27 protein-coding genes are annotated in these 26,935 nt (G+C 37.2%); 6 read left to right on the forward strand and 21 right to left on the reverse strand.

Features of this window, described 5'->3' with window-relative positions; all coding sequences use genetic code 11:
* Positions 1-2: 2 nt before the first annotated feature.
* The 16 genes from pheT to yceD form a co-directional block, all read right to left on the reverse strand.
* Positions 3-2,390 carry a phenylalanine--tRNA ligase subunit beta gene (pheT, locus tag MT390_RS11695; RefSeq protein ID WP_499441296.1) on the reverse strand — a complete coding sequence of 796 codons (2,388 nt, stop codon included), beginning with the start codon at positions 2,388-2,390 and terminating at the stop codon, positions 3-5.
* Between the two features lie 12 nt (positions 2,391-2,402).
* Positions 2,403-3,383 (reverse strand): phenylalanine--tRNA ligase subunit alpha, encoded by a 981-nt coding sequence (gene pheS, locus MT390_RS11700; RefSeq protein ID WP_166372807.1) that lies wholly within the window; start codon positions 3,381-3,383, stop codon positions 2,403-2,405.
* 167 nt (positions 3,384-3,550) lie between these two features.
* A complete protein-coding gene (locus MT390_RS11705; protein ID WP_166372806.1) occupies positions 3,551-4,162 on the reverse strand; it encodes a fumarylacetoacetate hydrolase family protein in 612 nt (203 codons plus the stop codon).
* Positions 4,163-4,316: 154 nt separating this feature from the next.
* Positions 4,317-5,093 (reverse strand): TatD family hydrolase, encoded by a 777-nt coding sequence (locus MT390_RS11710; protein WP_499441298.1) that lies wholly within the window; start codon positions 5,091-5,093, stop codon positions 4,317-4,319.
* Positions 5,087-6,115, reverse strand: a complete 1,029-nt coding sequence (gene holB / locus MT390_RS11715) for a DNA polymerase III subunit delta' (RefSeq protein WP_166372804.1) — start codon at positions 6,113-6,115, stop codon at positions 5,087-5,089. Before holB ends, MT390_RS11710 begins: the two co-directional genes overlap by 7 nt.
* Before the next feature lie 2 nt (positions 6,116-6,117).
* Positions 6,118-6,771, reverse strand: coding sequence for a dTMP kinase (gene tmk / locus MT390_RS11720; RefSeq protein ID WP_499441299.1), 654 nt, complete (start codon positions 6,769-6,771; stop codon positions 6,118-6,120).
* Between the two features lies 1 nt (position 6,772).
* On the reverse strand, positions 6,773-7,768 hold the full coding sequence (mltG, locus tag MT390_RS11725; RefSeq protein WP_499441300.1) for an endolytic transglycosylase MltG: 996 nt from the start codon (positions 7,766-7,768) through the stop codon (positions 6,773-6,775).
* Complete coding sequence (gene pabC / locus MT390_RS11730) at positions 7,768-8,586, reverse strand: aminodeoxychorismate lyase (RefSeq protein ID WP_499441302.1); 819 nt, start codon at positions 8,584-8,586, stop codon at positions 7,768-7,770. The genes mltG and pabC overlap by 1 nt, the downstream gene beginning before the upstream one ends.
* A gap of 201 nt (positions 8,587-8,787) precedes the next feature.
* Entirely contained in the window at positions 8,788-10,029 is a 1,242-nt protein-coding gene (gene fabF / locus MT390_RS11735; protein WP_499441304.1) for a beta-ketoacyl-ACP synthase II, read from the reverse strand.
* A gap of 156 nt (positions 10,030-10,185) precedes the next feature.
* Positions 10,186-10,419 carry an acyl carrier protein gene (acpP, locus tag MT390_RS11740; RefSeq protein WP_025562459.1) on the reverse strand — a complete coding sequence of 78 codons (234 nt, stop codon included), beginning with the start codon at positions 10,417-10,419 and terminating at the stop codon, positions 10,186-10,188.
* 173 nt (positions 10,420-10,592) lie between these two features.
* The gene (fabG, locus tag MT390_RS11745; protein WP_166372799.1) at positions 10,593-11,327 is read right to left on the reverse strand and encodes a 3-oxoacyl-ACP reductase FabG; all 735 of its coding nucleotides are present in this window, start codon (positions 11,325-11,327) and stop codon (positions 10,593-10,595) included.
* A 2-nt stretch (positions 11,328-11,329) separates the two neighbouring features.
* Entirely contained in the window at positions 11,330-12,271 is a 942-nt protein-coding gene (fabD, locus tag MT390_RS11750; protein WP_166372798.1) for an ACP S-malonyltransferase, read from the reverse strand.
* A 78-nt stretch (positions 12,272-12,349) separates the two neighbouring features.
* Positions 12,350-13,309 carry a beta-ketoacyl-ACP synthase III gene (locus MT390_RS11755; RefSeq protein WP_166372797.1) on the reverse strand — a complete coding sequence of 320 codons (960 nt, stop codon included), beginning with the start codon at positions 13,307-13,309 and terminating at the stop codon, positions 12,350-12,352.
* Positions 13,302-14,342: a phosphate acyltransferase PlsX gene (gene plsX, locus MT390_RS11760; RefSeq protein ID WP_499441307.1), complete on the reverse strand. Its 1,041-nt coding sequence runs from the start codon at positions 14,340-14,342 to the stop codon at positions 13,302-13,304. Before plsX ends, MT390_RS11755 begins: the two co-directional genes overlap by 8 nt.
* A gap of 9 nt (positions 14,343-14,351) precedes the next feature.
* Positions 14,352-14,522: a 50S ribosomal protein L32 gene (gene rpmF / locus MT390_RS11765; RefSeq protein ID WP_025562454.1), complete on the reverse strand. Its 171-nt coding sequence runs from the start codon at positions 14,520-14,522 to the stop codon at positions 14,352-14,354.
* Positions 14,523-14,540: 18 nt separating this feature from the next.
* A complete protein-coding gene (gene yceD, locus MT390_RS11770) occupies positions 14,541-15,062 on the reverse strand; it encodes a 23S rRNA accumulation protein YceD (protein WP_028870002.1) in 522 nt (173 codons plus the stop codon).
* A gap of 136 nt (positions 15,063-15,198) precedes the next feature.
* Between yceD and MT390_RS11775 the strand changes: the two genes are divergently transcribed.
* The 4 genes from MT390_RS11775 (at position 15,199) to MT390_RS11790 (ending at position 17,679) form a co-directional block, all read left to right on the forward strand.
* Positions 15,199-15,780 carry a Maf family protein gene (locus tag MT390_RS11775; RefSeq protein WP_499441310.1) on the forward strand — a complete coding sequence of 194 codons (582 nt, stop codon included), beginning with the start codon at positions 15,199-15,201 and terminating at the stop codon, positions 15,778-15,780.
* 313 nt (positions 15,781-16,093) lie between these two features.
* A complete protein-coding gene (locus MT390_RS11780) occupies positions 16,094-16,333 on the forward strand; it encodes a hypothetical protein (protein ID WP_499441312.1) in 240 nt (79 codons plus the stop codon).
* Between the two features lie 163 nt (positions 16,334-16,496).
* The gene (locus tag MT390_RS11785) at positions 16,497-17,183 is read left to right on the forward strand and encodes a hypothetical protein (protein ID WP_499441314.1); all 687 of its coding nucleotides are present in this window, start codon (positions 16,497-16,499) and stop codon (positions 17,181-17,183) included.
* Positions 17,184-17,415: 232 nt separating this feature from the next.
* Positions 17,416-17,679, forward strand: a complete 264-nt coding sequence (locus MT390_RS11790; protein ID WP_499441316.1) for a glutaredoxin family protein — start codon at positions 17,416-17,418, stop codon at positions 17,677-17,679.
* A gap of 86 nt (positions 17,680-17,765) precedes the next feature.
* Here the strand turns inward: MT390_RS11790 and MT390_RS11795 are convergent, their stop codons facing one another.
* Together MT390_RS11795 and uvrB are read right to left on the reverse strand one after the other, a co-directional pair.
* Entirely contained in the window at positions 17,766-18,752 is a 987-nt protein-coding gene (locus MT390_RS11795) for a GGDEF domain-containing protein (protein WP_499441318.1), read from the reverse strand.
* 321 nt (positions 18,753-19,073) lie between these two features.
* The gene (uvrB, locus tag MT390_RS11800) at positions 19,074-21,098 is read right to left on the reverse strand and encodes an excinuclease ABC subunit UvrB (protein WP_499441320.1); all 2,025 of its coding nucleotides are present in this window, start codon (positions 21,096-21,098) and stop codon (positions 19,074-19,076) included.
* Positions 21,099-23,673: 2,575 nt separating this feature from the next.
* Here uvrB and MT390_RS11805 point away from each other — a divergent pair.
* The gene (locus tag MT390_RS11805; protein WP_499441322.1) at positions 23,674-24,258 is read left to right on the forward strand and encodes a YajG family lipoprotein; all 585 of its coding nucleotides are present in this window, start codon (positions 23,674-23,676) and stop codon (positions 24,256-24,258) included.
* 77 nt (positions 24,259-24,335) lie between these two features.
* A complete protein-coding gene (locus tag MT390_RS11810) occupies positions 24,336-24,890 on the forward strand; it encodes a peptidylprolyl isomerase (RefSeq protein WP_166372788.1) in 555 nt (184 codons plus the stop codon).
* Positions 24,891-25,108: 218 nt separating this feature from the next.
* Here MT390_RS11810 and minE read toward each other — a convergent pair whose 3' ends face one another.
* Genes minE through minC form a run of 3 tightly spaced genes read right to left on the reverse strand, consistent with a single transcriptional unit; the run spans position 25,109 to position 26,934 of the window.
* Positions 25,109-25,375 carry a cell division topological specificity factor MinE gene (gene minE / locus MT390_RS11815; protein ID WP_166372787.1) on the reverse strand — a complete coding sequence of 89 codons (267 nt, stop codon included), beginning with the start codon at positions 25,373-25,375 and terminating at the stop codon, positions 25,109-25,111.
* A gap of 1 nt (position 25,376) precedes the next feature.
* Positions 25,377-26,189: a septum site-determining protein MinD gene (gene minD, locus MT390_RS11820; RefSeq protein ID WP_166372786.1), complete on the reverse strand. Its 813-nt coding sequence runs from the start codon at positions 26,187-26,189 to the stop codon at positions 25,377-25,379.
* 19 nt (positions 26,190-26,208) lie between these two features.
* The gene (gene minC, locus MT390_RS11825) at positions 26,209-26,934 is read right to left on the reverse strand and encodes a septum site-determining protein MinC (RefSeq protein WP_166372785.1); all 726 of its coding nucleotides are present in this window, start codon (positions 26,932-26,934) and stop codon (positions 26,209-26,211) included.
* Between the last annotated feature and the right edge of the window lies 1 nt (position 26,935).

Raw genomic sequence — 26,935 nt, forward strand, 5'->3', positions numbered from 1 at the left:
AATTAATCTCTCAACGATGCATGAAATTCCGTAGAAACCGCTTCAACTATTGAATTAACACTATCAGCAATCTCCTGTTCTTCCAAAGTACGTGTCGCGTCTTGTAATATTAAGCCTATTGCTAAGCTTTTCTTACCGTCTTCAACACCCAATCCTTTGTATACGTCAAACAAGTTTATGCTAACTAGCTGAGATCCGCCAATTTTTTCTATAAATTTGAGGACCTTACCTGCATTTACTTGATCATCGACCACAAAAGCGAGATCTCGGTTGTTTGCAGGGAACTTAGAAATGTCTCCAGCTTGAGGTAATTGACGGGTTAAAATAGCATCAATTTCTATTTCAAATACAATGGCTTGGCCGTTTAAAGCAAAGGTTTTTTTCAAACTTGGGTGCAAAGTACCTATGTATCCGACTTTAATACCATTACGGTAAATAGTTGCAGATTGACCAGGATGTAAAGCACTGTGTTTCTCTGCTTTAAATTCAAAACTTGCATCATCAACAGCTAAATCCAGTACGGCTTCTAAATCTGCTTTAAGATCAAAGAAATCAGCAACACGCGTTTCAATCGCCCAGTGCTCGTCATTAACGTTACCAATGATCACACCTGAAAGCATTGCTTGTTGGCGAATACCATTTTCAGCTTGCTCATCCTTGATAAAACGTAAACCAGTTTCAAATAAACGCACACGATTTTGTTGACGCTTTTGGTTTTTAGACACGCTATCTAACAAACCGGTCCATAAACTAACGCGCATTGCTGACATATCTTTAGAGATAGGATGTGGCAAAATCAATGCATCCGCTTCAGGATGTAATTTAAGTTGCTTATCAGGGTCAACAAAACTGTAAGTGATCGCTTCTTGGTATTCACGGTTCACTAATACATCACGTATTTTAGATAATTTTAAACGTGATTCATTATGAGCAGGCATAGTTAATGCTGCTTGTGGTGCAATATTAGGAATATTATTGTAGCCGTATACACGTGCTACTTCTTCAATTAAATCTTCTTCAATTTCCATATCAAAACGGTAGCTCGGTGCAAGTGCAGACCAACCTTCAGCCGTTTCAGATACTACACAACCTAATTGCGTTAAGATTTGTAGAACACGTTCAGAATCAATTGAAATACCAATTAAACGATCTAACTTACTACGGCGTAACTCGATAGTAGCTTGTTTTGGTAGAGTCGCTTCGTTTACTGCTTCGGTAATTGGACCAACTTGACCACCACAAATATCAACTAATAATTGTGTTGCTCGCTCCATTGCAGTTGCCTGAAGTAATGGATCAACACCACGTTCATAACGATGAGAAGCGTCTGTATGTAAACCGTAGCTACGCGCACGACCCGCAATCGCTAATGGTGCAAAGAAAGCACTTTCTAAGAAGATATCTGTTGAACCTTCCTGAACGCCAGAATCTTGACCGCCAAAAATACCGGCCATTGCTAGTGCTTTAGATTGATCTGCAATCACTAATGTATCTGCATTTAACTTAACTTCTTTACCATCTAATAAAGTTAACTTTTCATCTTGATTAGCAAGGCGAACTTCAATGCCTCCATCTAATTTAGATAGGTCAAAGGCATGCATTGGATGGCCAAACTCAAGTAACACATATTGTGTAATATCAACTACAGCATCAACACTTCGCACACCACAACGGCGTAGTTTTTCAACCATCCATAAAGGAGTTGTGGCATTTTGGTTAATACCTTTGATCACTCGACCAAGGTAACGAGGACATGCTTCAGGTGCTTGCAGGTTAATAGCGACTTGGTCATCGATAGAAACAGCTACATTTTCCCACGTTGGTTGAGTTGCATGTGTACTGTTTAATACTGCAACTTCACGGGCAAGACCTGCAATACCTAAACAATCAGCACGGTTAGCGGTTAAATCAACGTCAATAATCACATCATCAAGTTGTAGATATTCACGAACACACTGACCGATAGGCGCGTCTAATGGCAATTCAATAATGCCCTCAGCGCTTTCTGCCATGCCTAATTCAGACTCGCTACACAACATGCCAAATGAAGGTTGACCGCGTAGTTTTGCTTTTTTAATTTTAAAGTCACCCGGTAAAACGGCACCTACAACAGCAACCGCTACTTTTAATCCTAAGCGACAGTTTTTAGCTCCACAAACAATATCAATTAACTCATCTGAGCCGATATTAATCTTGGTAACTTGTAATTTGTCTGCATCAGGGTGTTGGCCACATTCAACCACTTCACCCACGACTACTTTACTAAATTCACCTGCAACGGGCTCTACGTCATCAACCTCAAGACCGGCCATAGTAATTTGATGCGTTAATTCATCACGTGTAATTTCTGGGTTAACCCACTCGCGTAACCAAGCTTCACTAAATTTCATTATTATTAACCCTTATTTGAATTGCTTGAGGAAACGAAGATCGTTTTCAAAGAATGAACGTAAATCATTTACGTCGTAACGCAGCATTGTTAAACGCTCAATACCCATACCAAAGGCAAAACCAGAATATTTCTCAGGGTCAACACCCATTGATTTTAATACTGTTGGGTGCACCATGCCGCAGCCTAATACTTCTAACCAACCATTTTTACCTTTCACATCTACTTCAGCAGAAGGTTCTGTAAATGGGAAGTAAGATGGACGGAAACGCACTTCTAAATCTTGCTCGAAGAAGTTATGTAGGAAGTCGTGTAAAATACCTTTAAGTTGCGTGAAGCTGACATTTTCAGCAATCATCAACCCTTCAACCTGATGGAACATTGGCGTATGTGTTTGGTCGTAATCATTACGGTAAACACGTCCCGGTGAAATAATACGTACCGGTGGCTCTTGGTTCTCCATGGTACGGATTTGTACACCCGATGTTTGTGTACGCAATACTAAGTCTGGATTAAAGTAAAAAGTATCGTGGTCAGCACGTGCAGGATGATGCGGCGGAATATTTAGGGCATCGAAATTGTGGTAACCGTCTTCAATTTCAGGACCGTCTTTCACTTCAAAACCTAATTCGCTAAAGAACTCAACAATACGTTCAGTTGTGCGCGTAACAGGATGCACATTACCTTGTTTAGCACCACGGCCAGGTAAAGTCACATCAATGGTTTCAGAAGCTAATTTTTCATTTAAAATCGCTTCTTCCATCCCTTTTTTACGTTCAACTAATACTGCTTGAATCGCTTGTTTTGCTTTATTAATTAATTGACCTGCCGCTGGCTTTTCAGCAGGAGGTAATTTGCCTAAGCCTTTCATTTGCTCAGTCATTAGGCCTTTTTTACCCAGATACTGTAAACGAATCTCTTCTAATTCATTAGTATCTGCGGCGCTTTCGATCTGTTGTTGCGCATTAGCAACGATTTCATCTAGATGCTGCATTTAATTTACTCTACTTTAATACAAGTGATAAAAAATATGGATGTAATTTTACGCAGATCAAATAGATATGGCTAGTGCTGAGGAGGATTTGCAGAGGATAAAACACTGGAAATGAGTATTTATTTCACTCAAAACCAGCGCAACATAAAAGCAGGATGAACTAAGCGTTACAACACAGTCCAAGTTTGTGTTAATAATAATTTACCTTGATCAAATATTTGTCCGGTAAATTTATCACCTTGATTCACTTTTCCGACACCTTTTGGTGTTCCCGTCATCAAAATATCGTTTGTTTCAAAAGACATAAATTCATTAACTGCTTGTACAATCTGTAACGGCTTATAAATCATTAATTCGTAATTCGCTTGTTGTATCACCTGATCATTAATCGACAAGACCAGGCTCAGTGAGTCGACTTGATGCTCAAAACTGACAAACTCTGAAAACACGGCTGACGCGTCAAAAGCTTTAGATCTTTCCCAGGGTAAAGATTTGCTTTTAAGCACGCTTTGTACTTCTCGCTTGGTGAGATCTAACCCAATACCAACGCCTATAAACTGATTATTCTCAACAATAAATGAAATTTCAGCCTCATAATGAATTGCGTCAACGGCATGTGTTTTTATATCAGCAGCGATAGCAGAGTTAGGTTTAACAAAAATAACCGGCTCAGTAGGCACTTCATTATTCAATTCCGCAATATGCTCAACATAATTACGGCCAATACAAACCACTTTCGAAGGAGTAATTGGTTTTCCATTTAATAATACTGATTGCATGGGTGATCCTTATATATAAAAACTAATTTCTTCGTTCAACTAAGCGTTGCTAATCTAAATATTGATAAGTTAAGTATTCCTAAGCTAAGTATTCTCAAACCAAGCGTTACCAAACTGAGCATGACCAATTGAATTAGGTTTAACTACAAATAGGTTATCTTTTCGCACCTTTAAATAGCGTGAAGTAGTTTTCAGTAGTGACTTTAGCAAGCTCTTCAAATGTCACCCCTTTTAATTCAGCAACAAATTGTGCAACGTCGTAGGTGTAAGCTGGTTCATTTTCTTCCCCTCGATGTGGAACTGGCGCTAAATAAGGAGAATCCGTTTCTACCAATAAACGTTCCAAGGGTACCGCTTTGATTACTGCCTGCAATTCTTTTGCATTCTTAAAGGTGACAATGCCCGAGACAGAAATATAAAAACCCATTTCCATCGCGGCCTCTGCCATTTCGATTGATTCAGTAAAACAATGTAAAACGCCACCTACTTGCTCAGCGCCTTCTTCGCGAAGAATGTCTAAGGTTTCTTGTCGGGCACCACGAGTATGAATAATTAAAGGTTTATTGAGTTGTTTAGCCACTCTAATTTGTTTACGAAATGCATCGATTTGCCATTCTTTTGTTTCCGGAGAATAGAAAAAATCTAAACCAGTTTCCCCTACTGCAACCACATTCTCTGCACTTGCATATTCTAGCAATAAGGCTTCATCCATCACTGCTTCTTCGTATAACGGATGCACACCACAGGTGCTTGAAACTTGTTTAAAAGGTGCAATCATTGCAGCCATTGCGGGGTAATCCTGTAACGTAACGCAAACACTCAATAAATGAGTAATGCCTTTTGACTGTGCTTTTTCAATAACCTCAGCAATATCGGTATGTTTTTCTCCATATTTTAATCGATCAAGATGACAATGAGAGTCTACTAACATACAGTAATTTCCTTAAATTCATTTTTAATTTTTATTAATAACGCATTAATCAATAATTCTTTTTTAAGCGCCGAATGCCCCGTTAATAGGCTGCGTGTTTTTAATATTTCGTCGCTTAATAAACGTAAACTTTTTAACGACAATTGAGTTTGCCAAATTTGCAATTGCGGTAAAGCAAAGTAATAAATAGCATCAGGGTCAAGCTGATTACCGTTCAATTTTAATTTATGCAGATCGTGTAACAAATGAAATAATAATAATAGATTTTGCTCAACATCCTTCGCTAATAATTGTGCAAAGGAAAATAAATTAATAGGCTCATATAAAAGAGAAAATAACCCTTCAATACATTGCCGACGAGTATCAAGAGATGCATCTTCTTGCAACGCTTTCAAATGGTTGAGCAAGGCTAATGGACTATTTTGAAACCAGCGTAATACGCCAACATCACTAACTTGAAAACCAAATTGATACAACCAATCAATTAAGGTTTGATCATCGGGACTGTGTAAATGTGTTTGTTGCAGACGGCTTAATAAGGTCGGCATCAATTGATGATGTGTTCGTGTTAATAAAATTAAATAACTATCACCTTGCGGCTCTTCAAGAGTTTTCAACAATGCATTAGCAGCCGCTTCGGTTAATTGGTCGGCACCTTTAATTAACACCACTTTATTATTACCAAGTTGTGGACGCTCATTCAATTTATCTGTTAATAAGCGAATTTGATCAATACCGATTGATTTATTTTTTTCAGCTTCCAATAGATTAAAATCAAGATGATTATTAGCACTAAAGAGCTGGCAGGAGTGACATTCAAAGCAGGCGTCATCATGTTGTTTATTACTGCACAATAAATACTGGGCTAATTGTCGCGCTAATTTATATTTACCAATACCACTACTGCCAGTAAATAACAGACCGTGCGCAAAACGCCCTTGACGATAGGCATCCTGTAAATGCGCATAGAAAGGGGTTAACCAAGGCGTATTCACATTTTCAAAAATATTACTTTCCGGCATTATTATAAACTCGCTAACCATGCGTCAAGCTGTCGATTAATATCAATTTCAACCTGCGCAAATGTTTGACTTGCATCGATACATACCGCATTTTTTTCTTCGTTAACCAATTGCTGAAAAACAGCACGAGAACGATTAAAGAAATCAATGGCTAAACGCTCAATACGATCTAATTCACCTCGGCCACGGGCTCTTGCGAGTCCCAATTCAGGTTCAATATCTAAAAATAGGGTGAAGTCCGCTTTAAAATCACCTAACGCAACCTGCTTAATATCATTGATCAGGTTTGTATTGATACCACGTCCACCACCTTGATAGGCAAGTGAAGACCAATTATGGCGATCACCAATCACCACATGACCAGCCGTTAAAGCGGGTTTTATTTTATGCTCAACCAGTTGTACTCGTGCCGCGTACATGATCAGTAATTCCGCTTTATCAGCTAATTGTTCGTCTGCTACATCCATTTTGACTATATCACGCATTTTTTCAGCTAATACAGTTCCACCAGGTTCTCGCGTAAAAGCGAGTTGTTGTTCAGCAAGCCCCTTTGATAATAACCACTTTTTAATGTATTGAATAGCCGTCGTTTTACCTGCTCCTTCTAAGCCTTCAATAACAATAAATTTACCCGCTAATTTTTCTAATACAGACATGCTACTTTCCTCGGATATATTTATTAACGGCATTATTATGCTCTCTCAAATTTTTAGAAAAATAAGAGGTCCCGTCGCCTTTGCTGACAAAATATAAGTAACGCGTTTTCGCAGGATGTAAAGCTGCATACATTGCTTCTTCACTCGGCATTGCAATTGGCGTCGGTGGCAAACCGTTAATGGTATAGGTATTGTAAGCTGTTTTTTCCTGCAAATCTTTCTTACGGATACGCCCGTCGTAGCGTTCTCCCATGCCATAGATAACCGTCGGATCGGTTTGTAAACGCATACCAATGCGTAAACGGTTAACAAACACTGATGCTATTTTATCCCTATCGTTTGCAAGCCCACTCTCTTTTTCAATAATAGAGGCCATGATCAGCGCTTCATAGGGTGTTTTATAGGGCAAATTTTTGTCTCTTTCTGGCCATAATTTATCTAATACCATTTGTTGATGCAAATAGGCTTTTTTAACAATGCTAAAAGCGCTCATATCAGCGGTGTAATGATAGGTTTCTGGGAATAATAACCCCTCTAGCTTTGTTGCTTTACTATCTAATTTAGTTAACAAGGCTTGCTCAGATTCTTGTAATGGTTGAATATGTTGTGCATTTTGCAATATCACTAACCAGTCTTTATAGGTACTGCCTTCAACAAATGTTAATTTAAATTGAAACTCACGTCCGGTAGTTAAAATGGTTAAGATCTCTGATAATGATGCACCTTTAGGTAACTCATAGGTGCCTGATTTTATTTTAGTTAACTCAGGCTTCAATTTAGAAACTACTTTCCACCATCGATCAGAATCTAATAAATCTTGTTCAATTAGCTGCGGCGCAAGATGTGCAAAATAACGCCCTTCGGATAAGGTAAATAACTGTGTTTGTTGTACTCTTGGTACATGTAAATATTTATCTATCTGTTGCTGCGCCCATAAAAAAGCAATGCTCAGACAAATACTGATAAATATTAAAGCTAAGATAATTTTTTTGACCATTAGTAACCACTTCCTTGCTTAAGCTTAATTTGTAAATCAGTTACCTGCTGCAACTGTTGTTGAGAATATGTTATATCTTGATATTGCTTCACTGGCACAATCCCCATTAACGCATTAGTTAATAGCATACAAGACGCTTGTTTAACTTGTTCGACGGTCAATTCAGCTTCAATAACTTCAATATCAGTATGTTGCATAATACGCTGACGCATCACTCCAGCCACACCACAATAATCTAATTTAGGCGTCAACCACTGCCCATTTAGGTGAATAAAAAGATTCGCACTGCAGGCTTCAATAACATGCCCAAATTCATCACACACTAAACCTTCCACTGCATTTAAAGAGATTAGTTCTTGTTTAATCAAGACTTGTTCTAACCTGGCTAATGATTTTAACCCAGCTAATTGTTTATTTCGCCCTAATTGACTTTGGCATTGCACAATGTCAATTCCCTGTGTTTGCCATTCAAAATAATGTACTGGGAATGGTGATAAGCTAATGATGCGCATCGGTTGCTCACAACCTTCGGCACTATACCCCCGGCCACCACTACCGCGAGTTAAGATGACTTTTAACACATAATTTGCTTCTGCTTTAACCGTCGTTGCACAGTTAAAAACTTCGCTTTGAAGTTGTAACCAATCGATAGTAGGAAAAAATAAACGCGAAGCACCTAGCTGTAAACGTTGCAAATGCAGTTGCCAATCAACCACCTTGCCATATTCGACCTTTATGGTGGAAAACAAACCATCCCCATAACCTAAACCACGATCACTTGCATCGATTGAGTTATGTTCTTCACCGTTAATAAACATTAGCTTACTGCCACCTATTTGAAGTTAATTGCTAATACAGAGTTAAACAAGGCTAATTATAAAGCACTTGTGCTCAAAAGAAGTCACTTGAAATAAGCGGCTTTAGCAATGCAAAATTTGTACATAAAAAGCTTGGTAAAATTTAGACATAAAAAAACCCGAGTCAATATCGGGTTTTCATTTTATAGGCAATACGTAAAACTAGATACGTTTAAAGATTAACGTACCATTTGTTCCACCAAATCCAAACGAATTCGATAGTGCATACTCTATATTCGAAGGACGCGCTTTACCATCAGTTACGTAATCTAAATCACAACCTTCGCTTGGATTTTTAAGATTAATAGTAGGTGGAGCCACTTGATCTTTAATTGCAAGCACACTGAAAATAGCTTCGATTGCACCAGCAGCGCCTAATAAATGGCCAGTCATGGATTTAGTAGAGCTCATCATTACTGATTTTGCATCTTCTCCCCATATACCTTTAACAGCTTGTGTTTCAGCAATATCACCTGCAGGTGTTGAAGTACCATGTGCATTAATATATTGAATATCTGCAGCAGTAATGCCCGCATCTTTAATCGCATTTTTCATTGCTAATGCAGCACCCGCACCACTTTCTGGTGGTGACGTCATGTGGTAAGCATCACCACTCATACCAAAGCCAACAAACTCGGCATAAATTTTTGCACCGCGTGCTTTTGCGTGTTCGTATTCTTCAATCACTAATACACCAGCGCCATCACCTAATACAAAACCGTCACGAGACTCATCCCACGGTCGACTTGCAGTTTCTGGCGAGTCATTACGTGTCGATAATGCACGTGCAGCACCAAAACCACCCATCCCCATTTCAGTCGATGCTTTTTCAGCGCCGCCTACAATCATTACATCAGCATCACCGTATTGGATCATGCGCGCACCTAAACCGATACTATGCGTACCCGTTGTGCAGGCCGTTGTAACTGCAATGTTCGGACCTTTCAGACCATTATTAATAGAAACATGACCTGAAATCATATTAATAATTGTCGCAGGAACAAAAAATGGACTAATTTTACGAGGACCACTTTTTGCAAAGTTATCTTTATTTTGTTCAATGATGCCAAGGCCACCAATGCCAGAACCGATAGCAACACCAATGCGTTCAGCGTTATCATCATTAACGATTAAACCTGAATCCTTGATTGCTTGATCGGCAGCTGCTACACCGTATTGGATAAACAGGTCCATCTTACGTGCTTCTTTCTTTGGCATGTATTCTTCAACATTAAAGTCTCGAATTAAACCAGCGAATTTAGTAGAAAACTTCTCTGTATCAAAGTGATCAATATTTGAGATCCCACTTTGACCTGCTTGAATAGCCTGCCACGATTGCTCTACTGTATTACCTACTGGCGATATCATACCTAAACCGGTTACTACAACTCGACGCTTTGACACTAGACTCTCCTAAATGAGGCTTTAAAAACAATAACTAAAAACTTTAAATAAAATGCTTAGGTATTGCTAAAGAAAATAATTGGATTCAAGACTATAAAAAACAAAAGGCGGTCAGAAGACCGCCTTTAGAAATTAACTACACTTTAAAGTGAAGAATTAACCGTTGTTAACAACGTAATCAATAGCAGATTGAACAGTCGTGATTTTCTCTGCTTCGTCATCTGGGATCTCTGTATCGAATTCTTCTTCAAGAGCCATTACAAGCTCAACTGTGTCTAGTGAATCAGCACCAAGATCGTCAACGAAAGAAGCTTCGTTTTTAACTTCGTCAAGTTGAACACCTAATTGTTCAACGATGATGTTTTTTACGCGTTCTTCGATATTGCTCATTTTTTATCTTCCTTTGTAATTACGCTTTTGCGTTAAGTTGCGGTAGTTTATTCTATCGCGTTTAATATTCAAGTATTCTATCACTGGTTAGACCAGTATTTTACGACTTTAATCAATAAATTATAGAATATCTATCTTTTTCAGGTTAATTTGATAACTCAACAAGTCAAAAATTAGACCATGTACATGCCGCCATTAACGTGAATTGTTTCACCATTAATGTAAGCTGCACCTTCAGAGGCTAAAAATACAACAGTTGCTGCAATCTCTTTTGGATCACCTAAACGACCAGCAGGTACGTTTGCTAAAGTATTTGCACGTTGCTCTTCGTTTAATGCTTTAGTCATATCTGTTTCAATGAAACCAGGTGCTACTGTATTAACAGTAATACCACGGCTTGCAACTTCACGAGCTAATGATTTAGTAAAGCCAATTACGCCCGCTTTCGCTGCTGCATAGTTTGCTTGACCAGCATTACCCATCGTACCTACTACTGAACCTATATTAATAATGCGACCAGCACGCTTTTTCATCATAGGACGAAGTGCCGCTTTACTCAATTTAAAGATAGGCGTTAAGTTAGTACCAATAATGTCATCCCACTCTGCATCTTTCATACGCATCAATAGGTTGTCACGAGTGATACCTGCATTATTCACTAACACATCAACAGTACCAAACTCTTTCTTAATGTCAGCAAATAATGCTTCAATAGACTCATTTTCTGTGACGTTTAAGACAAAACCTTTACCCGCATCACCTAAATATTCACTAATTGCAGCTGCGCCACTTTCACTAGTAGCGGTCCCTAATACGGTTGCACCTAGTGCAACAAAGCTTTCGGCAATAGCACGACCGATACCGCGACTTGCGCCAGTGACTAAAACAACTTGATCTTGCATACTCATTATTATTCTCCTTTAACTGCAGCTAATGCAGCGTCTAAACTTGCTGAATCATTGATAGCTTGTGCAGCGACACCTTTTTCAATACGACGAACTAAACCACTTAATACTTTGCCTGGGCCTGCTTCAACTTGTAAATTAATACCTTGAGCAGCCATTTTCACCACGATATCAGTCCAACGTACTGGACAATATAGTTGACGAACTAACGCATCTTTGATTTTGTCAGCTTCTGTTTCAATCGCAACATCAACATTATTAATCACTGAAATTTTCGGTGTATTAAATGTAATAGCACGTAGTGCAACGGCTAATTCATCGGCCGCAGGTTTCATTAATGCACAGTGAGATGGCACAGAGACAGGTAATGGTAATGCGCGTTTTGCACCTGCTTCTTTACACAATATACCGGCACGCTCTACTGCATCTTTATTACCAGCGATAACAACTTGTCCAGGTGAATTAAAGTTAACAGGAGAAACAACTTCACCTTGCGCAGCTTGCTCACATGCAGCTTTTATTTCTGCATCACCTAAACCGATGATCGCATACATTGCGCCAACACCAGCAGGGACAGCCTGTTGCATTAATTGACCACGTAGCTCAACTAATTTAAGCGCATCATTAAAGTCAATAACACCTGCACACACTAATGCAGAATATTCACCTAAGCTATGCCCAGCAATTATTGTTGGCAACGCACCGCCAACTTCAGCCCATACACGCCAAATTGCTACAGATGCAGCCAGTAATGCTGGTTGTGTTTTATCTGTTTGATTTAATAATTCAGCAGGACCTTCTTGGGTTAATGCCCACAGGTCGTAACCTAACGTTGCACTTGCTTCTTTAAACGTATCAGCAACAACAGGATAGGTTGCAGCTAAATCAGCCAACATGCCCACACTTTGTGAACCTTGACCAGGAAAGGCGAATGTAAAGTTTGTCATCTTTATTCCTAAATTTTGTATTAACAATTTTTAAAATGAAACTTGAAAGTCAATGGTTTTAGTAACTAGTGAGGCTAATTACATAACAACCAATGCACTACCCCAAGTAAAACCACCACCAAATGCTTCTAATAACACTAATTGGCCCGGTTTAATTTTGCCACTTCTTACCCCTTCATCCAAAGCAAGTGGTACAGATGCTGCAGAAGTATTGCCTTGTTTATCAAGTGCTAAAATAACTTGATCCATAGACATCTCTAATTTTTTTGCCGTTGCTGCGATAATACGTAGGTTCGCTTGATGCGGTACTAACCAATCTAATTTATCTTTTGCAATATTGTTAGCGGCTAAAGTATCAACAACCACTTGGCTTAGTTTTTTAACTGCTACTTTAAAGACTTCATTACCTGACATCGTTAAATATGAGTTACTTAATAATGCATCTTTGTCACGGCCAACATTTGGTAATTTGAGTAAATCACCAAAACGTCCATCGGCATTGATATGAGTCGATAAAATACCTGGTTCTTCTGTTGCTGTTAGCACGGCTGCGCCAGCACCATCACCAAATAAAATAATAGTACTACGATCTTCTGGATCACAGGTACTCGCCAGTGTATCTGCACCAATCACGAGTACATTTTTAGCTCCACCCGCTTTAATGAAATTATCTGCAACGCTTAAAGCATAAGTAAACCCAGCACAGGCAGCTGCCACATCAAAGGCAGGAATATCATAGATACCTAATAAATTTTGCACTTCACAAGCTGCAGAAGGGAAAGCATTGTGGTTACTTGTAGTTGCCACAATAATTAAATCTAAATCCGACGCACTCATACCAGCTGCTTCCAAAGCTAGATCACTGGCTTTTTTGCCCATGAAAGCGATTGTTTCTTGCTCATTAGCAATGCGACGTTCTTTAATGCCAGTACGTACTGTGATCCATTCATCACTGGTATCAACCATTTTTTCTAAATCCTGGTTGGTGCGCACTGCTGTTGGTAAATAACTACCCGTACCTATAATTTTGCTATTCATGTGATAAACAATCTCGCTCTGCTAGGACAGATTCCAACCTTGCGCTAATACAAGCAGGTATCTGCCATTGAATTTCTTTAATGGCTTGTTCTATTGCATAGAAAAATGCACTTTCATTTGCACTTCCATGACTTTTCACAACAATGCCACGTAATCCGATTAAACTTGCCCCATTATACAGATCTGGATGCAAATTTTTTAATTGGTTTTTTATTATTGGATTCAATATCTTACCCAATAAACGGCTATACCAAGTTGTATTTATCGCTTGCTGTAATCGTGCAAAAAAAACACGTCCCATGCCTTCATAACTTTTCAGTGCGATATTGCCACTGAACCCATCCGTCACAACGACATCTGCACGTCCGTCGAATAGTTCATTGGCTTCGATATAACCGATATAATTAATAAACTCAGTAGCAGACAACCTCTCTGCACATTGTTTAATCGTATCATTACCTTTATTGCTTTCGCGTCCAACATTTAGTAATGAAACCGATGGAGCACTTAATTGCTCAACTTGTTCACAAAGCACGCTGCCCATCAATGCAAAATTAAACAGAGTATCACACCCACATTGCAAATTTGCACCTAAATCCATTAAGTAACTGTGACCACCACGATTATTTGGTAGTGCAGAGACTAAAGCGGGTCTTGAAATACCCTCTAATGTTTTTAAGGTATGCTTAGCTAGTAACATTAATGCGCCAGTATTACCCGCGCTGACACAAGCATCTGCCTCCCCCTTGTCCACTAATTGTAACGCAACGAGCATTGAAGATTGAGATCGATGACGTAAAACAGAAACAGGATCATCTTCCATTGATATGGTTTCTGGTGCGTGTACAAACTTTATTCTATTGTGATTAAGTAGCTGATATTTTTTTAATAGAGGAGTTATTTGTTGAGCATCACCAACGATAGTAATGAACAAATTTGGGTGTAACTGTAGGGATTTGGAACTTGCAGATAAAGAAATATGGGGGCCAAAATCACCCCCCATGGCATCAAGCGCAATGGTAAAGTTACGCAAAGTAATAACTTACTTTTCGATTACTTTTTTGCCTTTGTAGAAGCCGTCAGCAGTAACGTGATGACGACGGTGAGTTTCACCAGAAGTGCTATCAACAGTTAAAGTAGGTGCACTTAGTGCATCATGTGAACGACGCATACCGCGTTTTGAAGGAGTCTTACGACTTTTTTGTACTGCCATTTTAAAAATTCCTGCTAGTTACTTGAGCTTTAGCTTCGCTAGAGCATCAAATGGGTTAGGACGTTCTTGCTCTTCCTCAATTTCGCCAAAGCTACTTTCGTAGTTGCCATATTTACATTCTGCTATTGCATGTTTTGCAATTTGCGGAAGTGTTAATAACAGCTCATCTTCAACTATTTGATGAAGGTTTACCTCCCCATTTTCATCGTAATAAATGGGTTCATAAACGTCTGGTAAATTATTTTCCTGTTCTTTATTAAGAACGGGACAATACGTAAATTCAGCTTCACACTGATAAGTCATAGGCTCATTGCACCGTTGACAAGTGAGTTCTACTGCGACACTTGCTTTACCTTTGAATATTCTCAGCTTTTGCTGGTCCACATCAAACGAAAAAGCAGTATCGATATCAGAGTGAATACTGTTTGTTGACTCTCCTAATCTGCTTAATAAAGACTTATCGAGGCTAGCAACTAGCTCCAGTCTATTATTAGCAGCGCGAACAGAATCAACGCTAATCGGTAGTTTAACCTTTTGCATGGTCGCGAATAATATAGATAGAGTTCAATATAGTCAAAGAAAAAGCGTTATTTTTCTTAAGTTTTTATTCAGCTATCGCTTTATTCTTTCACAGTCCTTAAAATAAACTCATTTTTCCACTTAAGTAAGGTTTATTATGCCACAGAAGCTAGTGTTAGCATCGACTTCACCGTTTAGAAAAGCGCTATTAACAAAGCTACATCTAGACTTTTCAACAGCTAACCCACACGTAAACGAAGAGGAATTACCTGGAGAAACGGCAATCCAATTAGTAGAAAGATTGGCGATAGCAAAGGCTCAAGCAGTTGCTAGCGAATTTCCAGACGCCTTAATCATAGGTTCAGATCAAGTATGTTTAAACGACGGTAAAATCTTAGGTAAACCCGGCAACTTTGAAAATGCATTTAAACAATTAAAAGCAGCCAGTGGCCAACACGTTACTTTTTATACTGGATTAGCGGTAGTTAATAGCAAAACGGGACAAGTACACTCTTTAGTTGAACCTTTCGACGTCTATTTTCGTGATTTATCAGATGCAATGATCACTAATTACCTTAACAAAGAGCAACCTTATAATTGTGCAGGAAGTTTCAAAAGTGAAGGGTATGGTATTAGCTTATTTAGTCGATTTGATGGAAAAGATCCAAATAGTTTAATTGGGCTTCCACTTATCTCTTTGATTGAGTTATTAGAAAAAGAAGGATTTTCCGTGCTTTAAGTAAGGTGTTGGCACTTACTACTGCATTAGCTAGTCGCAAAGTACCTTAGCAAAGTTGCGTAGCAGAGTTCGTAGTAACAGCACAGTAAAATGTACCTCAGCAATATTCTAATAACGTCGGGCAGGATCAGGTTAATAGGCCAACTCCTGCCCCTAATAATAGATGATCTACATAATGTATAATTCACTTCCTATCACAGTAGTCGCCGACCAGAAATTTTCTAGTGCACTAAGCCCTTTGATAAAAAAATTAGAAATGTGGATAAACTTTCAAGCTTTAAAGGCAAATTGGTATAAAGATGAAAGGATTATTTTGTCCATTAATTTTATGCTAGTAAAGACAATAGAAGAAAAACAGCTGACAACAGAACATTGGGTGATCGATACTGGCATTGCTTATCAACACCAAGGTAATAACCTAAATACGCAAGCCTTGATTGCCATTGCAGACTTAGTAAAAATAAATGAAGGTATTGAACAAGCAATAAAAAATCGACTAATACAGGTTGCAAATGCCATTGCGAAACAGCATCAACTAACACCATTAGCTTAGTATTGAAACAGTGAGATAGTTACCCAGCTTAGAAATGTTATAAACTTTACGTAGGATTTACATAGCAGTATAAGATAGAGAAATGTTGCAAATGATAATGTCTTTGTCAAAATGCTGTTTAATTGCTCAACCTAAAAAGCTTCCTCATTAAAAGTATTAAATAATGCTACTAAATAAATACGCTACCTACTCATTACTTATCTTGATATGGATCCCTGCATTGATGTTAGATTCTACATTGATACAAGGTACTAACTTTGATAATAAGCTGTTTACATCATTCATAATTATGAGTTTATGGGCTTTTCTTTTTATTAAAGTCAATACATCACTAAAAAAACTAATGATCATCATGGTGCCTCTATCATGGCTTGGCGAGCTGATCTGTTGTCTATGGCTTGATATGTATAATTATAGGAATGATGGTATTCCCTTATACGTCCCCTTTGGCCATGCTGTAATTTATATCACTGGTTTATTAATCAGCAACGTAAAGTTAATCCAGAAAAATGAACACAAAATTAAAATGGTCTTAGTGCCCTTTTTCATTCTATTATTTTTGACCGTATCGATAGTGCTCACCGACACCCTAAGCGCCTGTTTAGCGCTATTGTTTTTTTATCTGCTGCAGCGCAAAAACTACGCTATTTTATATCTAATAATGAGTCTATTGGTCTTATATCTAGAAATTATCGGTACGCAGCTTGGCACCTGGTATTGGCATTCGAACTGGTGGTTATTCACAACCATTAATCCACCTGTAGGGGCTATCGTTATTTATATTGCTGGTGATATGTTATTAAAAAAACTAACCACCTTACACGCTAAGAAAATGTCAAAAACAGTCTGAGAAGCAAATTGATAGTTAATTAAAAGTGAAAATTGGCTTTGTTAACATTTATCTGTCAATCAACGAAATGGACAAATGGGAGGGATATTTAGACGAATGGTCGCTACGAACACTAATTCATTGTTTATAATTCACTTGAATTTACAAATATCAATCAGCAAAATGAAGCAACAAAAATCAGTCAGTAAAAATTAAACGCTATAACAACCAGCTCCACTTTTAAGGAAGCAAAATGACATTATCACAAACACCAGTAAAATCTCTGTCTCTTTATCATTACGATGCTTGTCCATATTGTGCAATGACACGCAAAGCGATACAAAAATTAGGGTTGGATATAGAGCACAGAAATATCCAACAGCAAACTCAACATCGTAATGATTTAATTCAAGGTGGCGGTAAAAAACAAGTACCATGTTTACGCATCGAGCATACTAGCGGTGAAACACAATGGTTATATGAATCCAATGACATCATTAATTTTATATCGCAATAATGACTTTTGTCATCGCTCGTTCAAGTATGCGCAATAAAATAATTGCTTAACAATATATCAGCGTATTTATTCAGCCATCTTCCAAGTTAATCATTTAGTTTGGAAGTTGACTTAACTAAATACATATTTTTATCTGCTTTATGGATCAGGGAATCAGGAGAACAAAAATCAGTGGGTCCGGTCTGAGCATAACCAATGCTCATGGTTAGTTTATCCAAATTTTCATGTACTTCATTAGCTAGACGTAATCCAAAGGTTTGCTCTACTTGTTGTTCAACACAATTCGGGAAAATGATACAGAATTCATCACCACCATATCTAAAAGCTTGATCCTCTACACGCGTCATTTTTTTTATGGCTTTTGCCACTGCAAGTAAAATTTCATTACCTTTTTGATGCCCTTGCGCATCATTAATCTTTTTAAAATCATTAATATCAATGTACACCAAGGTCACTGGTTGTGAATGTCGCTCCGCTATTTGTAATGTACTAGTGAGAATACCATTCAAGTCCCGTACATTGAGTAAACCAGTTAAAGGATCTTTCCTTGCTTGCTCCTTCAAGTCTTTAACAACTTCTTCACGTTTAGCTTCGTATACGTAAACCATTGCCCAAATTGCAGCAAGCGTAAACCCAACATTCCCCATAACAATCCAGTGAGCTTCGGTATTACTCGCCCACACTAATTGCCCTAGCGCTGCTAAGCCACCAGAAATGCTAACAAAGGTGATCACTGTTCCTGCTTTTAGCCCTAACAGTAGATAAGAGAGGATGGGAAAAATAAACAGCCATGAAAATAACCCGGCCTTAAAATTAGTGATCATAATTCCATATATGACCAGGAAGTAAAAAGTACATAAATAGACAAAAGACCATCTCTGTAAATATTGTGTTGTCTTACTAATAACTAATATCCAACTCCAAAAGCTCGCAATAATCGCTTCCATAATGGAAAAAAGATGAAACCCGGCGAGCCAATTAGTCACAGCAAAAAAACTTGCTGCAAAAATGGTTACAACGAGTAAAACCCGCAGTGTAGTGCGACGATATCCATATTCTTCAGTTTCTATCATTAATTTTCCATTCTTGGATTCAACTAAAAAGTGTCAGTCCATTTTGATCACTTATAAGTATGACTTATTATTTTAAGTATAATGGTCATTTTTACTGCTGCAGTCTACTTTTATGCTAATGAGAGGTCATGCACTGCCTACTTGTTCATCTTCATCTATATTAGTGAGATGTATCACATTTTATTAGTGCCAATTAGAAAAAAGAAATGAGCATTAATTATGTGGATCTAGATAATTGATGCTCGTTACCATTGCAGAAATAAAATCTACAAGACATGAAGCGACCAGATTCTGGCTATAAATATAAACAGCCATAAGTGTTTATCCCACAGATAGAAGTTGCTCATGTAATTTGGACACTTGATCGCGTAACTGTGCTGCCTTCTCAAACTCTAATGCTTTAGCAAAAGCGAACATTTCTTTCTCAAGTTTGGCAATCTCTTTTAAGATATCTTGCTCTGTACGCAGTGGTTTCTTAGATTGATATAAAACCCCATTCTCAGCTACGTTAAGCGGTGTAATATTACTTCTAGGTTGCGGTTTTTGCCCTAATTGCATTACATCAGTTACTTCTTTTGACAGACCTTTAGGTTCAATACCATTGGCTTTATTAAAATCATCCTGCAATATTCGTCTATCTTCTGTGACTTTAATGGCTTTACGCATCGACTCAGTAATTCTATCCGCATATAAAATAGCTCGCCCCTCTAAATTACGTGCAGCCCTACCCATAGTTTGAATTAACGAACGCTCCGAACGTAAAAACCCTTCTTTATCCGCATCTAAAATAGCCACTAAAGAAACTTCAGGAATATCCAAACCTTCGCGCAATAAGTTGATACCAATTAAAACGTCGAATATGCCTAAACGTAAATCGCGTATGATCTCAACTCGCTCCACCGTATCAACATCTGAATGTAAATAACGCACTTTAATGCCATGTTCATTCAGGTATTCAGTTAAGTCCTCTGCCATACGTTTTGTTAAGGTGGTGACTAATACACGCTCACTTTTTGCAACGCGAATATTAATTTCAGATAACAGGTCATCTACCTGTGTAGTTACCGGACGGACTTCGATGATTGGATCTAATAATCCCGTGGGGCGTATCACCTGTCTAATAATATCTCCCTGTGATTTATTAATCTCATAATCACTTGGAGTCGCCGACACATAAATAGTTTGTGGTGCTAACTTTTCAAACTCTTCAAACATTAATGGACGGTTATCTAACGCAGAAGGTAAACGAAAACCATAATTGACCAAATTTTCTTTACGTGACCGATCACCTTTATACATAGCACCAATTTGTGGAACCGTAACGTGGCTTTCATCAATTATCAATAACCCATCATTAGGTAGGTAATCAAACAAAGTAGGTGGAGCTTCCCCTACTCCACGGCTGGATAAATAACGAGAATAATTCTCAATACCCGAACAATAACCGAGTTCATTCATCATTTCTAAATCATATAAAGTACGTTGCGAAATCCGTTGCTCTTCAATGAGTTTATTTTCAGCTAAAAACGTTTTCTTTCTATCCTGTAACTCTTCTTTAATACCATCTATCGCCTTTAGGATTTGCTCTTTGGGTGTTACATAGTGTGTTTTAGGGAAGATAGTGGTACGTGAGAGTTTTTCTATTTGCTGACCCGTCAATGGGTCGAAAATGCTAATCGCTTCTACTTCGTCATCAAATAATTCCACACGAATAGCTTCTTTTTCAGAGTCCGCAGGGAAAATATCAACGACTTCACCACGGACACGAAAGGTGCCTCGGCTTAACTCTGTTTCATTGCGTGTATATTGAATATCGACTAAACGTTGTAAAATATCTCTGCTAGAAATCATTTCACCGACACTAATATGCAACATCATTTTAAGATACAATTGTGGGTCACCCAAACCGTAAATAGCAGAAACGGAAGCTACTAAGACAACATCATCACGCTCTAATAAGGCTTTTGTTGCCGATAAACGCATCTGTTCAATATGAGCATTAACAGCGGCATCTTTTTCTATGAAGGAGTCTGAACTTGGGACATAAGCTTCTGGCTGGTAGTAATCGTAATATGAAACAAAATATTCAACAGCGTTGTTTGGAAAGAAAGCTTTCATCTCACCGTACAATTGTGCGGCAAGCGTTTTATTAGGCGCTAAAATAAGAGTTGGTTTATTTAATTGAGCAATGGTGTTTGCCAAGGTAAAGGTTTTGCCTGAGCCAGTCACCCCTAATAAGGTTTGATATGCCAATCCTGACTCAATGCCATCAACTAACTTAGCAATCGCCTGTGGTTGATCTCCTGCTGGAGAGAATGGACAGACTAACTCGAATGCTTTACTCATAAATCCTCGTTATTGATTTTAATTCAAAAGTTAATCTTATCATTATACCGATCACCACTAAAATGAACATTTTTAGCTATCGATAAAAAACATAAATATCAGTAATGCCTGAAAACAGGGATTACGATTAAATTATTCGACAAACATAATATTTACAAGGCTAAAAATAACAATAAATGACCTTATTTGGCATTTTAAGTCATTGCTAATTTTTCAAAAGTTCAATATTCATGCGAAACAAAAGCACTCTTTATAATAAACACAACGCTGATCGCCTGTTTAATAAACAGGCAATGTAAATTCTGTAATCCGTATTTTTGTCAATTAAAATAAATGTCTTTTTTAACAAATAATGCACAGAAAATGATTGACAAGGCATAAATCAAAAGCGAGTTTACAGGTAAGGGACAAAACCTTAAAAAAACCACTTGACGATTATAACCAATTGAAAAATATAGGATTAATTTCATGCTCAAAAATACTTCGATTTAATCAAACCCAAGGTATAGCAAGGCTTTCAGCACGATCTTCATTAACTTCCCACAGACTTATCCACAGAAAAAGTGGATAACCATCGCTAGCCTAGAGTTTATCAGTGTTACAGAAAGATTAAGATAATATGACAGAGATCTCATTAGTAAATAATTTAGGTAGTTCGATCATATTTTATACAAAAAAGTACATTTATAAAAAAATAAGGTGTTGCAGCAAGCCGTGCCTAAAATGATGGTATATAGTAAAAAATGTAACACTTTGTTAACTTAGGACATACCAAAATTTGATTTCAACCTTGTCAATTAATTAATGTCATATTTTTAGAATATTAATATCCCACAAAAAATTAAAAAACAACTGGTATTACTTTAGTAAAAGAATTGAAAATAAGGGTACAAGCATAAAAATTATTAAAGCTAATTATAGAAGAAGAAATTAATAGAGTTATTTAACAGATATGTTTTTATTACCAGAGAAACACACACAGCGTCCTTACAAAATGTGTCAGATAACTTATAAAGCAAACATTCAACAAGGTAATCGCACCTACGATACCACTTAACCATAAATAACTATTATCTGTTGCCATTCGCCTAATACGCCACAAAAAACTAGATTTAAAAACTGAAAATATTAGAACAAACTATGCGTAGCGGCGCTCTATATTTTAAGAAAAAGGCTCAAAAAGCAAATTAAAATCTAATCTCTAAATAAGTAAGTATTCAGTTGATTTTGGCATTATTGATAAGTTTAATGCTGGATTAAATACGAAGGGTTCGCTCTATTCATATTAAGTTTACCAAACTGCTTAGGAAATCTGATATGAGTAATTTGAGCGAGTAAGTCCACCTTCTGATATTTTATCGTTTGAGGCATAGTTTTATGACTAGCTTAGTTAACTTTGCTGCGAACTACATGATTAATAATAGAGTTGTAGGCAACAAAAAACTTCTGCCAAAGATCGATATGTAGAAGCTTTGAATATTGACTTAGGAGAGTTGGATAAAGTGATTCAGAGAATACCTGCTAGTGTTTAATTTAATATAAAAGTCAGCATTCGCAGGTGCTGACATACACTTTCTTTAAAAATATAAATAAATTAAGAGATCAAAAAATAAATTTTTAAAAATTATTACTGCTATAAAACGTAATTTTCACATTTAATAAAAAACCAAAATACTTATTGCAATTTGTATAAAACAGACCTCTCTTACAGCCTTTTGTTAGTAATCACTAACAGATATAAACCATGCCAATTTGTCCACAATTTTAACCACTAATTTAATAAAAGTAATCTATTGAAAACTTTTAAGAAAGCTTTATCTTGTGTTGTTACCTGAATAATACCACTACATGTTGTGGTAGTTCCAAATATTAGAACGACAAAATTTAGGTAAAAAAAAAGCCCACTTGTAAAGCAGGCTTTTCCGTATATTGAGTTGGAATATAGAATTTGCTGAAACAAACTATATATTCTGGAGGCATCAAGTAATGATATTGACACTAACAATAACTTTCAAAAATTATATTACCTGTTAATACAACTCAGCTCAATACCTTTGATAATTCCTCTATCAAAATTAAATATTAAGGTATAAGTATGACGCTAAATATTAGGTATCAAAGAGACAAGGGATTAACTGTTCATCTTGAAATCTCAGCAGTATTTATAATGGTTATATATAAATTTTTAACATTATTACCATTTTAGATAATATAATGCTCAAAAGGAATTAGCCCTTTTGAGCATTCCTAATAGCTTTAATTATGTCTGACTATTGATGAAGAATGATTCAATGTTAAATGTGTTGTTATTTGGTAATTCGACGAACAGGAGCTAGATTGAAAGTCGTTAATAACAGATACTAAAGCGCTCTCAGACCTGTTTAAGTATGCAATAAATCAATGCTATCGAGATAGTAGTGTTCCCCAAAAAATTGTGAAACCCACTACAATTCACTCTTACAATTTTGCTATCATCCAACCCTGTTCAAAATTAAACCAAATAGAATATTTATTAATACGATTCAATAATAGGTTTGATATGATGCATTATTATTTTTCTTCTAAGGATCTTTGAATGCTTAACACTTATAGCAAATTAGTTGCCATGTTTACCCTCTTATTTACATTAGCCAGTTGTGCCTCTTTGCCGACCGATATCAATATTAACCCAGAGCTTGATCTTGAAAAAAATACTTATACTTTTAAGCAATCGGATACTTGGCAAATAGCTAGCCAAGACTTACGAGTTGCACGTCATTTAATTGAGATTATTGATGGGGACAATGTCGCACAACTTATCAATGAGCAACAATCATTACGTTTACTGGTTGAAAAAAGTTTAACTCAAGCTTGGATAAACAATAAATTAAAAGTGAATAAAAGCAGTGAACACCAAGTCAATATTAAATTAATCAAAGCCCTAGCTACGGTGACTGAATCAACATTAAGCTATGATGTAGACTCACAAATGGTAATAAAAATAGAACTTAATTATCAAGGTAAAAATTTCGTTAAATTATTCCGCAGCAACAAACAGTGGGATGCGGCTTTTTCTACCAGTGCGGCAGGTATCACAGAACAACTTAATGTACAGATATCACAATTATTAAATCAAATTATTCAAGACCCAGAACTAAATAGTAAATTACAACAGTTTTAGTCACCCCAATAGCAACATTGTAAATACAGTAAGTTAATTTTTATTTATAGTAAGCAAAATATAATAAAGGAAATGATATGAAGTACATCACCGCACTGATTTTATTAGTGAGCAGCCACTTCGCCTTAGCGGCCGAAAATCCAGTCGTTATTATTGATACTAATAAAGGTCAAATTAGCGTCGAATTATATCCCGAGCAGGCTCCTCTTAGTGTTGCTAACTTTTTAAGTTATGTACAACAAGACGGCTTTAAAGGCACTACTTTTCACCGCGTTATCAAAGATTTTATGATCCAAGGCGGCGGATTTTTAAAAGATGGTAATCCTTTACAGACTCTGCCAGCGATTAGAAATGAATCAGGCAATGGTTTAAGTAATGAACGAGGAACCATTGCAATGGCAAGAACAGGCGCGCCTCATTCGGCAACACGTCAATTCTTCATTAATCACAAAGATAATACTTTTTTGGATATGCGAGGTAGTCAATGGGGTTATGCGGTATTTGGTAAAGTTAGCAAAGGATTAGATGTTGTTGATGCCATCGCATCAGTGCAAACCGCTGCGGCAGATAAGCCTGTACAAGCGGTTATTATCAATAGCATCACATTAGTTAAACCAGCCACTAAAGAGTAAAGCAGCTCAGTGAAAGCATTTAGTTTAATTTGAACTGAATTTGGTTTGGGTGAGTAAGTCAGGCTAGATTGAAAGCAATATTAATGATTAATGTCAGGATAAATGTCGGGATTAGGACCTGACTTAAAATGATGTTTAGCTACAAGTAATAAAATGCGACTAATATTAATAAGTCGCTAATAAGTCGCTAATAAGTCGCATTTTATTTACTTGATTGGCTATTTATTTTTTGGCAATGTCACATTAACTTCTAATACCGACATATCATCATCCGCTTTATCATTAAATTCACATTTAACATCATGCGATGAAATATCCATATACTTGCGGATAACTGCAACTAATTCTTTTTGCAACTCAGGCATATATGAAGGTACATCAAAACTTGAATGCTCATGGGCTACAATTATCTGTAAGCGATCTTTTGCTAATTTCGCTGTACCCTTTTTAGGCTTATCTTTTCTAAAATATTGTAATAATCCCATCTTAACCCCCAAATATACGGCTTAAAAAGCCTTTTTTCTCAACTGTTACAAAACGTAAATCACGCTGTATACCTAAAAGACGATCAACAGCATCTTGATAAGCTTTGCCTGCATCACTTTCTTGGTTTAAGATCACTGGTTCACCTAAGTTAGATGCACTTAACACATCCTTAGACTCAGGGATCACACCTAATAAATCAATACCTAATAGGTCATCAATATCTTCGATACTGAGCATCTCTTCGCGTTCAACACGCTCTGGAGAATAACGCGTAATTAACAAATGAACTTTAACAGGCTCCATTTGTTTTTCTGAACGGTATGACTTACTGGACAACATCCCCGTAATTCGGTCAGAATCGCGCACCGATGATACTTCAGGATTAGTGGTAACGATTGCTTCATCTGCAAAGTATAAAGCCATCATTGCGCCCTGCTCGATACCAGCCGGAGAATCACAAATAATATATTCAAAACCATCTGCTTTTAAGTCTTCAATAACCTGTGCAACCCCTTCTTGAGATAACGCATCTTTATTACGTGTTTGCGATGCAGGTAAAATGAATAAGGTATCAACACGTTTATCTTTTACTAAAGCTTGCTGTAGATTAGCTTCGCCATTAATCACATTGATAAGATCGTAAACTACTCGTCGCTCACATCCCATGATCAAGTCTAAATTTCTTAGGCCAATATCAAAATCGATAACCACCGTTTTAGCACCTGTTTTGGCTAAACCGGTGCCGATAGCAGCACTACTCGTTGTTTTGCCAACGCCACCTTTACCTGAAGTGACAACAATTACCTTTGCCATATAACTTTCCTTCCTAATTTTAAATTTTATTTAAACTTGAAAAAACCATGTTTTGATCTTCTAAAGAGATTGAGCAAGAGGTTGACCACATATCTTCAGGCAAGGTATCACTTAATTTGTAAACACCTGCAATTGACACTAACTCAGGTTGCAAAACCGTACAGAATACAACCGCATCGGTATCTCCCATCGCTCCAGCTAATGCTTTACCTCTTAAGGTGCCATATATATGAATATTGCCATCGGCAATGACTTCTGCACCGGCTCCCACATCACCACGAATAACTAAATCACATTCTTTTGCATAAATTTGCTGACCTGACCGAACGCGGCCAACATGTATTTTTGTTTTTACTTCGCTGACGGTATAGTCTTGCTCGGTAGGTAAAACATCAGCAACTTCTTTATTATCTTCCATGGGCTCTGGCACAGGAGAAGTATTTACAACCTGCCTCTTAGAACCATGTAAAACCGCAATTGAATGTTCACTCGCTTGTTGTTTTTGCTGTTCTGACACTTTGCCAGTTATACCTGTCAAGATAAAACCATGCTCTTCCACGATATTTCGTAATTGTAAAAAATCGATAGCTAACGATGTTTCAACAATATTGACCACCATCGGGGTCAGAGCAAAAAATTCAGGCGCCATTAACCGTTTTCTATTTAATTCATCGGCTAGGTCTGAAAGTGTTTCATTATCAAGATTGACTACTAACAAGGTAAAATTTAACGATTTTAACGTCATA

It is taken from the genome of Vibrio sp. 2-Bac 85 (genome assembly GCF_037546705.1).
Taxonomy (GTDB): Bacteria; Pseudomonadota; Gammaproteobacteria; order Enterobacterales; family Psychromonadaceae; genus Psychromonas.

What these genes read in the sequence shown, in the direction of transcription:
- rpmF (WP_025562454.1), bottom strand. Translation starts at nt 14,522, where the DNA reads ATGGCAGTACAAAAAAGTCGTAAGACTCCTTCAAAACGCGGTATGCGT.
- pheS (WP_166372807.1), bottom strand. Translation starts at nt 3,383, where the DNA reads ATGCAGCATCTAGATGAAATCGTTGCTAATGCGCAACAACAGATCGAA.
- minE (WP_166372787.1), bottom strand. Translation starts at nt 25,375, where the DNA reads ATGGGATTATTACAATATTTTAGAAAAGATAAGCCTAAAAAGGGTACA.
- minD (WP_166372786.1), bottom strand. Translation starts at nt 26,189, where the DNA reads ATGGCAAAGGTAATTGTTGTCACTTCAGGTAAAGGTGGCGTTGGCAAA.
- MT390_RS11795 (WP_499441318.1), bottom strand. Translation starts at nt 18,752, where the DNA reads ATGATAGAAACTGAAGAATATGGATATCGTCGCACTACACTGCGGGTT.
- MT390_RS11810 (WP_166372788.1), top strand. Translation starts at nt 24,336, where the DNA reads ATGAAGTACATCACCGCACTGATTTTATTAGTGAGCAGCCACTTCGCC.
- yceD (WP_028870002.1), bottom strand. Translation starts at nt 15,062, where the DNA reads ATGCAAAAGGTTAAACTACCGATTAGCGTTGATTCTGTTCGCGCTGCT.
- MT390_RS11755 (WP_166372797.1), bottom strand. Translation starts at nt 13,309, where the DNA reads ATGAATAGCAAAATTATAGGTACGGGTAGTTATTTACCAACAGCAGTG.
- pabC (WP_499441302.1), bottom strand. Translation starts at nt 8,586, where the DNA reads ATGTTTATTAACGGTGAAGAACATAACTCAATCGATGCAAGTGATCGT.
- MT390_RS11790 (WP_499441316.1), top strand. Translation starts at nt 17,416, where the DNA reads ATGACATTATCACAAACACCAGTAAAATCTCTGTCTCTTTATCATTAC.
- holB (WP_166372804.1), bottom strand. Translation starts at nt 6,115, where the DNA reads ATGCCGGAAAGTAATATTTTTGAAAATGTGAATACGCCTTGGTTAACC.
- mltG (WP_499441300.1), bottom strand. Translation starts at nt 7,768, where the DNA reads ATGGTCAAAAAAATTATCTTAGCTTTAATATTTATCAGTATTTGTCTG.
- MT390_RS11705 (WP_166372806.1), bottom strand. Translation starts at nt 4,162, where the DNA reads ATGCAATCAGTATTATTAAATGGAAAACCAATTACTCCTTCGAAAGTG.
- MT390_RS11775 (WP_499441310.1), top strand. Translation starts at nt 15,199, where the DNA reads ATGCCACAGAAGCTAGTGTTAGCATCGACTTCACCGTTTAGAAAAGCG.
- uvrB (WP_499441320.1), bottom strand. Translation starts at nt 21,098, where the DNA reads ATGAGTAAAGCATTCGAGTTAGTCTGTCCATTCTCTCCAGCAGGAGAT.
- fabD (WP_166372798.1), bottom strand. Translation starts at nt 12,271, where the DNA reads ATGACAAACTTTACATTCGCCTTTCCTGGTCAAGGTTCACAAAGTGTG.
- pheT (WP_499441296.1), bottom strand. Translation starts at nt 2,390, where the DNA reads ATGAAATTTAGTGAAGCTTGGTTACGCGAGTGGGTTAACCCAGAAATT.
- MT390_RS11785 (WP_499441314.1), top strand. Translation starts at nt 16,497, where the DNA reads ATGCTACTAAATAAATACGCTACCTACTCATTACTTATCTTGATATGG.
- acpP (WP_025562459.1), bottom strand. Translation starts at nt 10,419, where the DNA reads ATGAGCAATATCGAAGAACGCGTAAAAAACATCATCGTTGAACAATTA.
- minC (WP_166372785.1), bottom strand. Translation starts at nt 26,934, where the DNA reads ATGACGTTAAAATCGTTAAATTTTACCTTGTTAGTAGTCAATCTTGAT.
- tmk (WP_499441299.1), bottom strand. Translation starts at nt 6,771, where the DNA reads ATGTCTGTATTAGAAAAATTAGCGGGTAAATTTATTGTTATTGAAGGC.
- MT390_RS11710 (WP_499441298.1), bottom strand. Translation starts at nt 5,093, where the DNA reads ATGTTAGTAGACTCTCATTGTCATCTTGATCGATTAAAATATGGAGAA.
- fabG (WP_166372799.1), bottom strand. Translation starts at nt 11,327, where the DNA reads ATGAGTATGCAAGATCAAGTTGTTTTAGTCACTGGCGCAAGTCGCGGT.
- MT390_RS11805 (WP_499441322.1), top strand. Translation starts at nt 23,674, where the DNA reads ATGCTTAACACTTATAGCAAATTAGTTGCCATGTTTACCCTCTTATTT.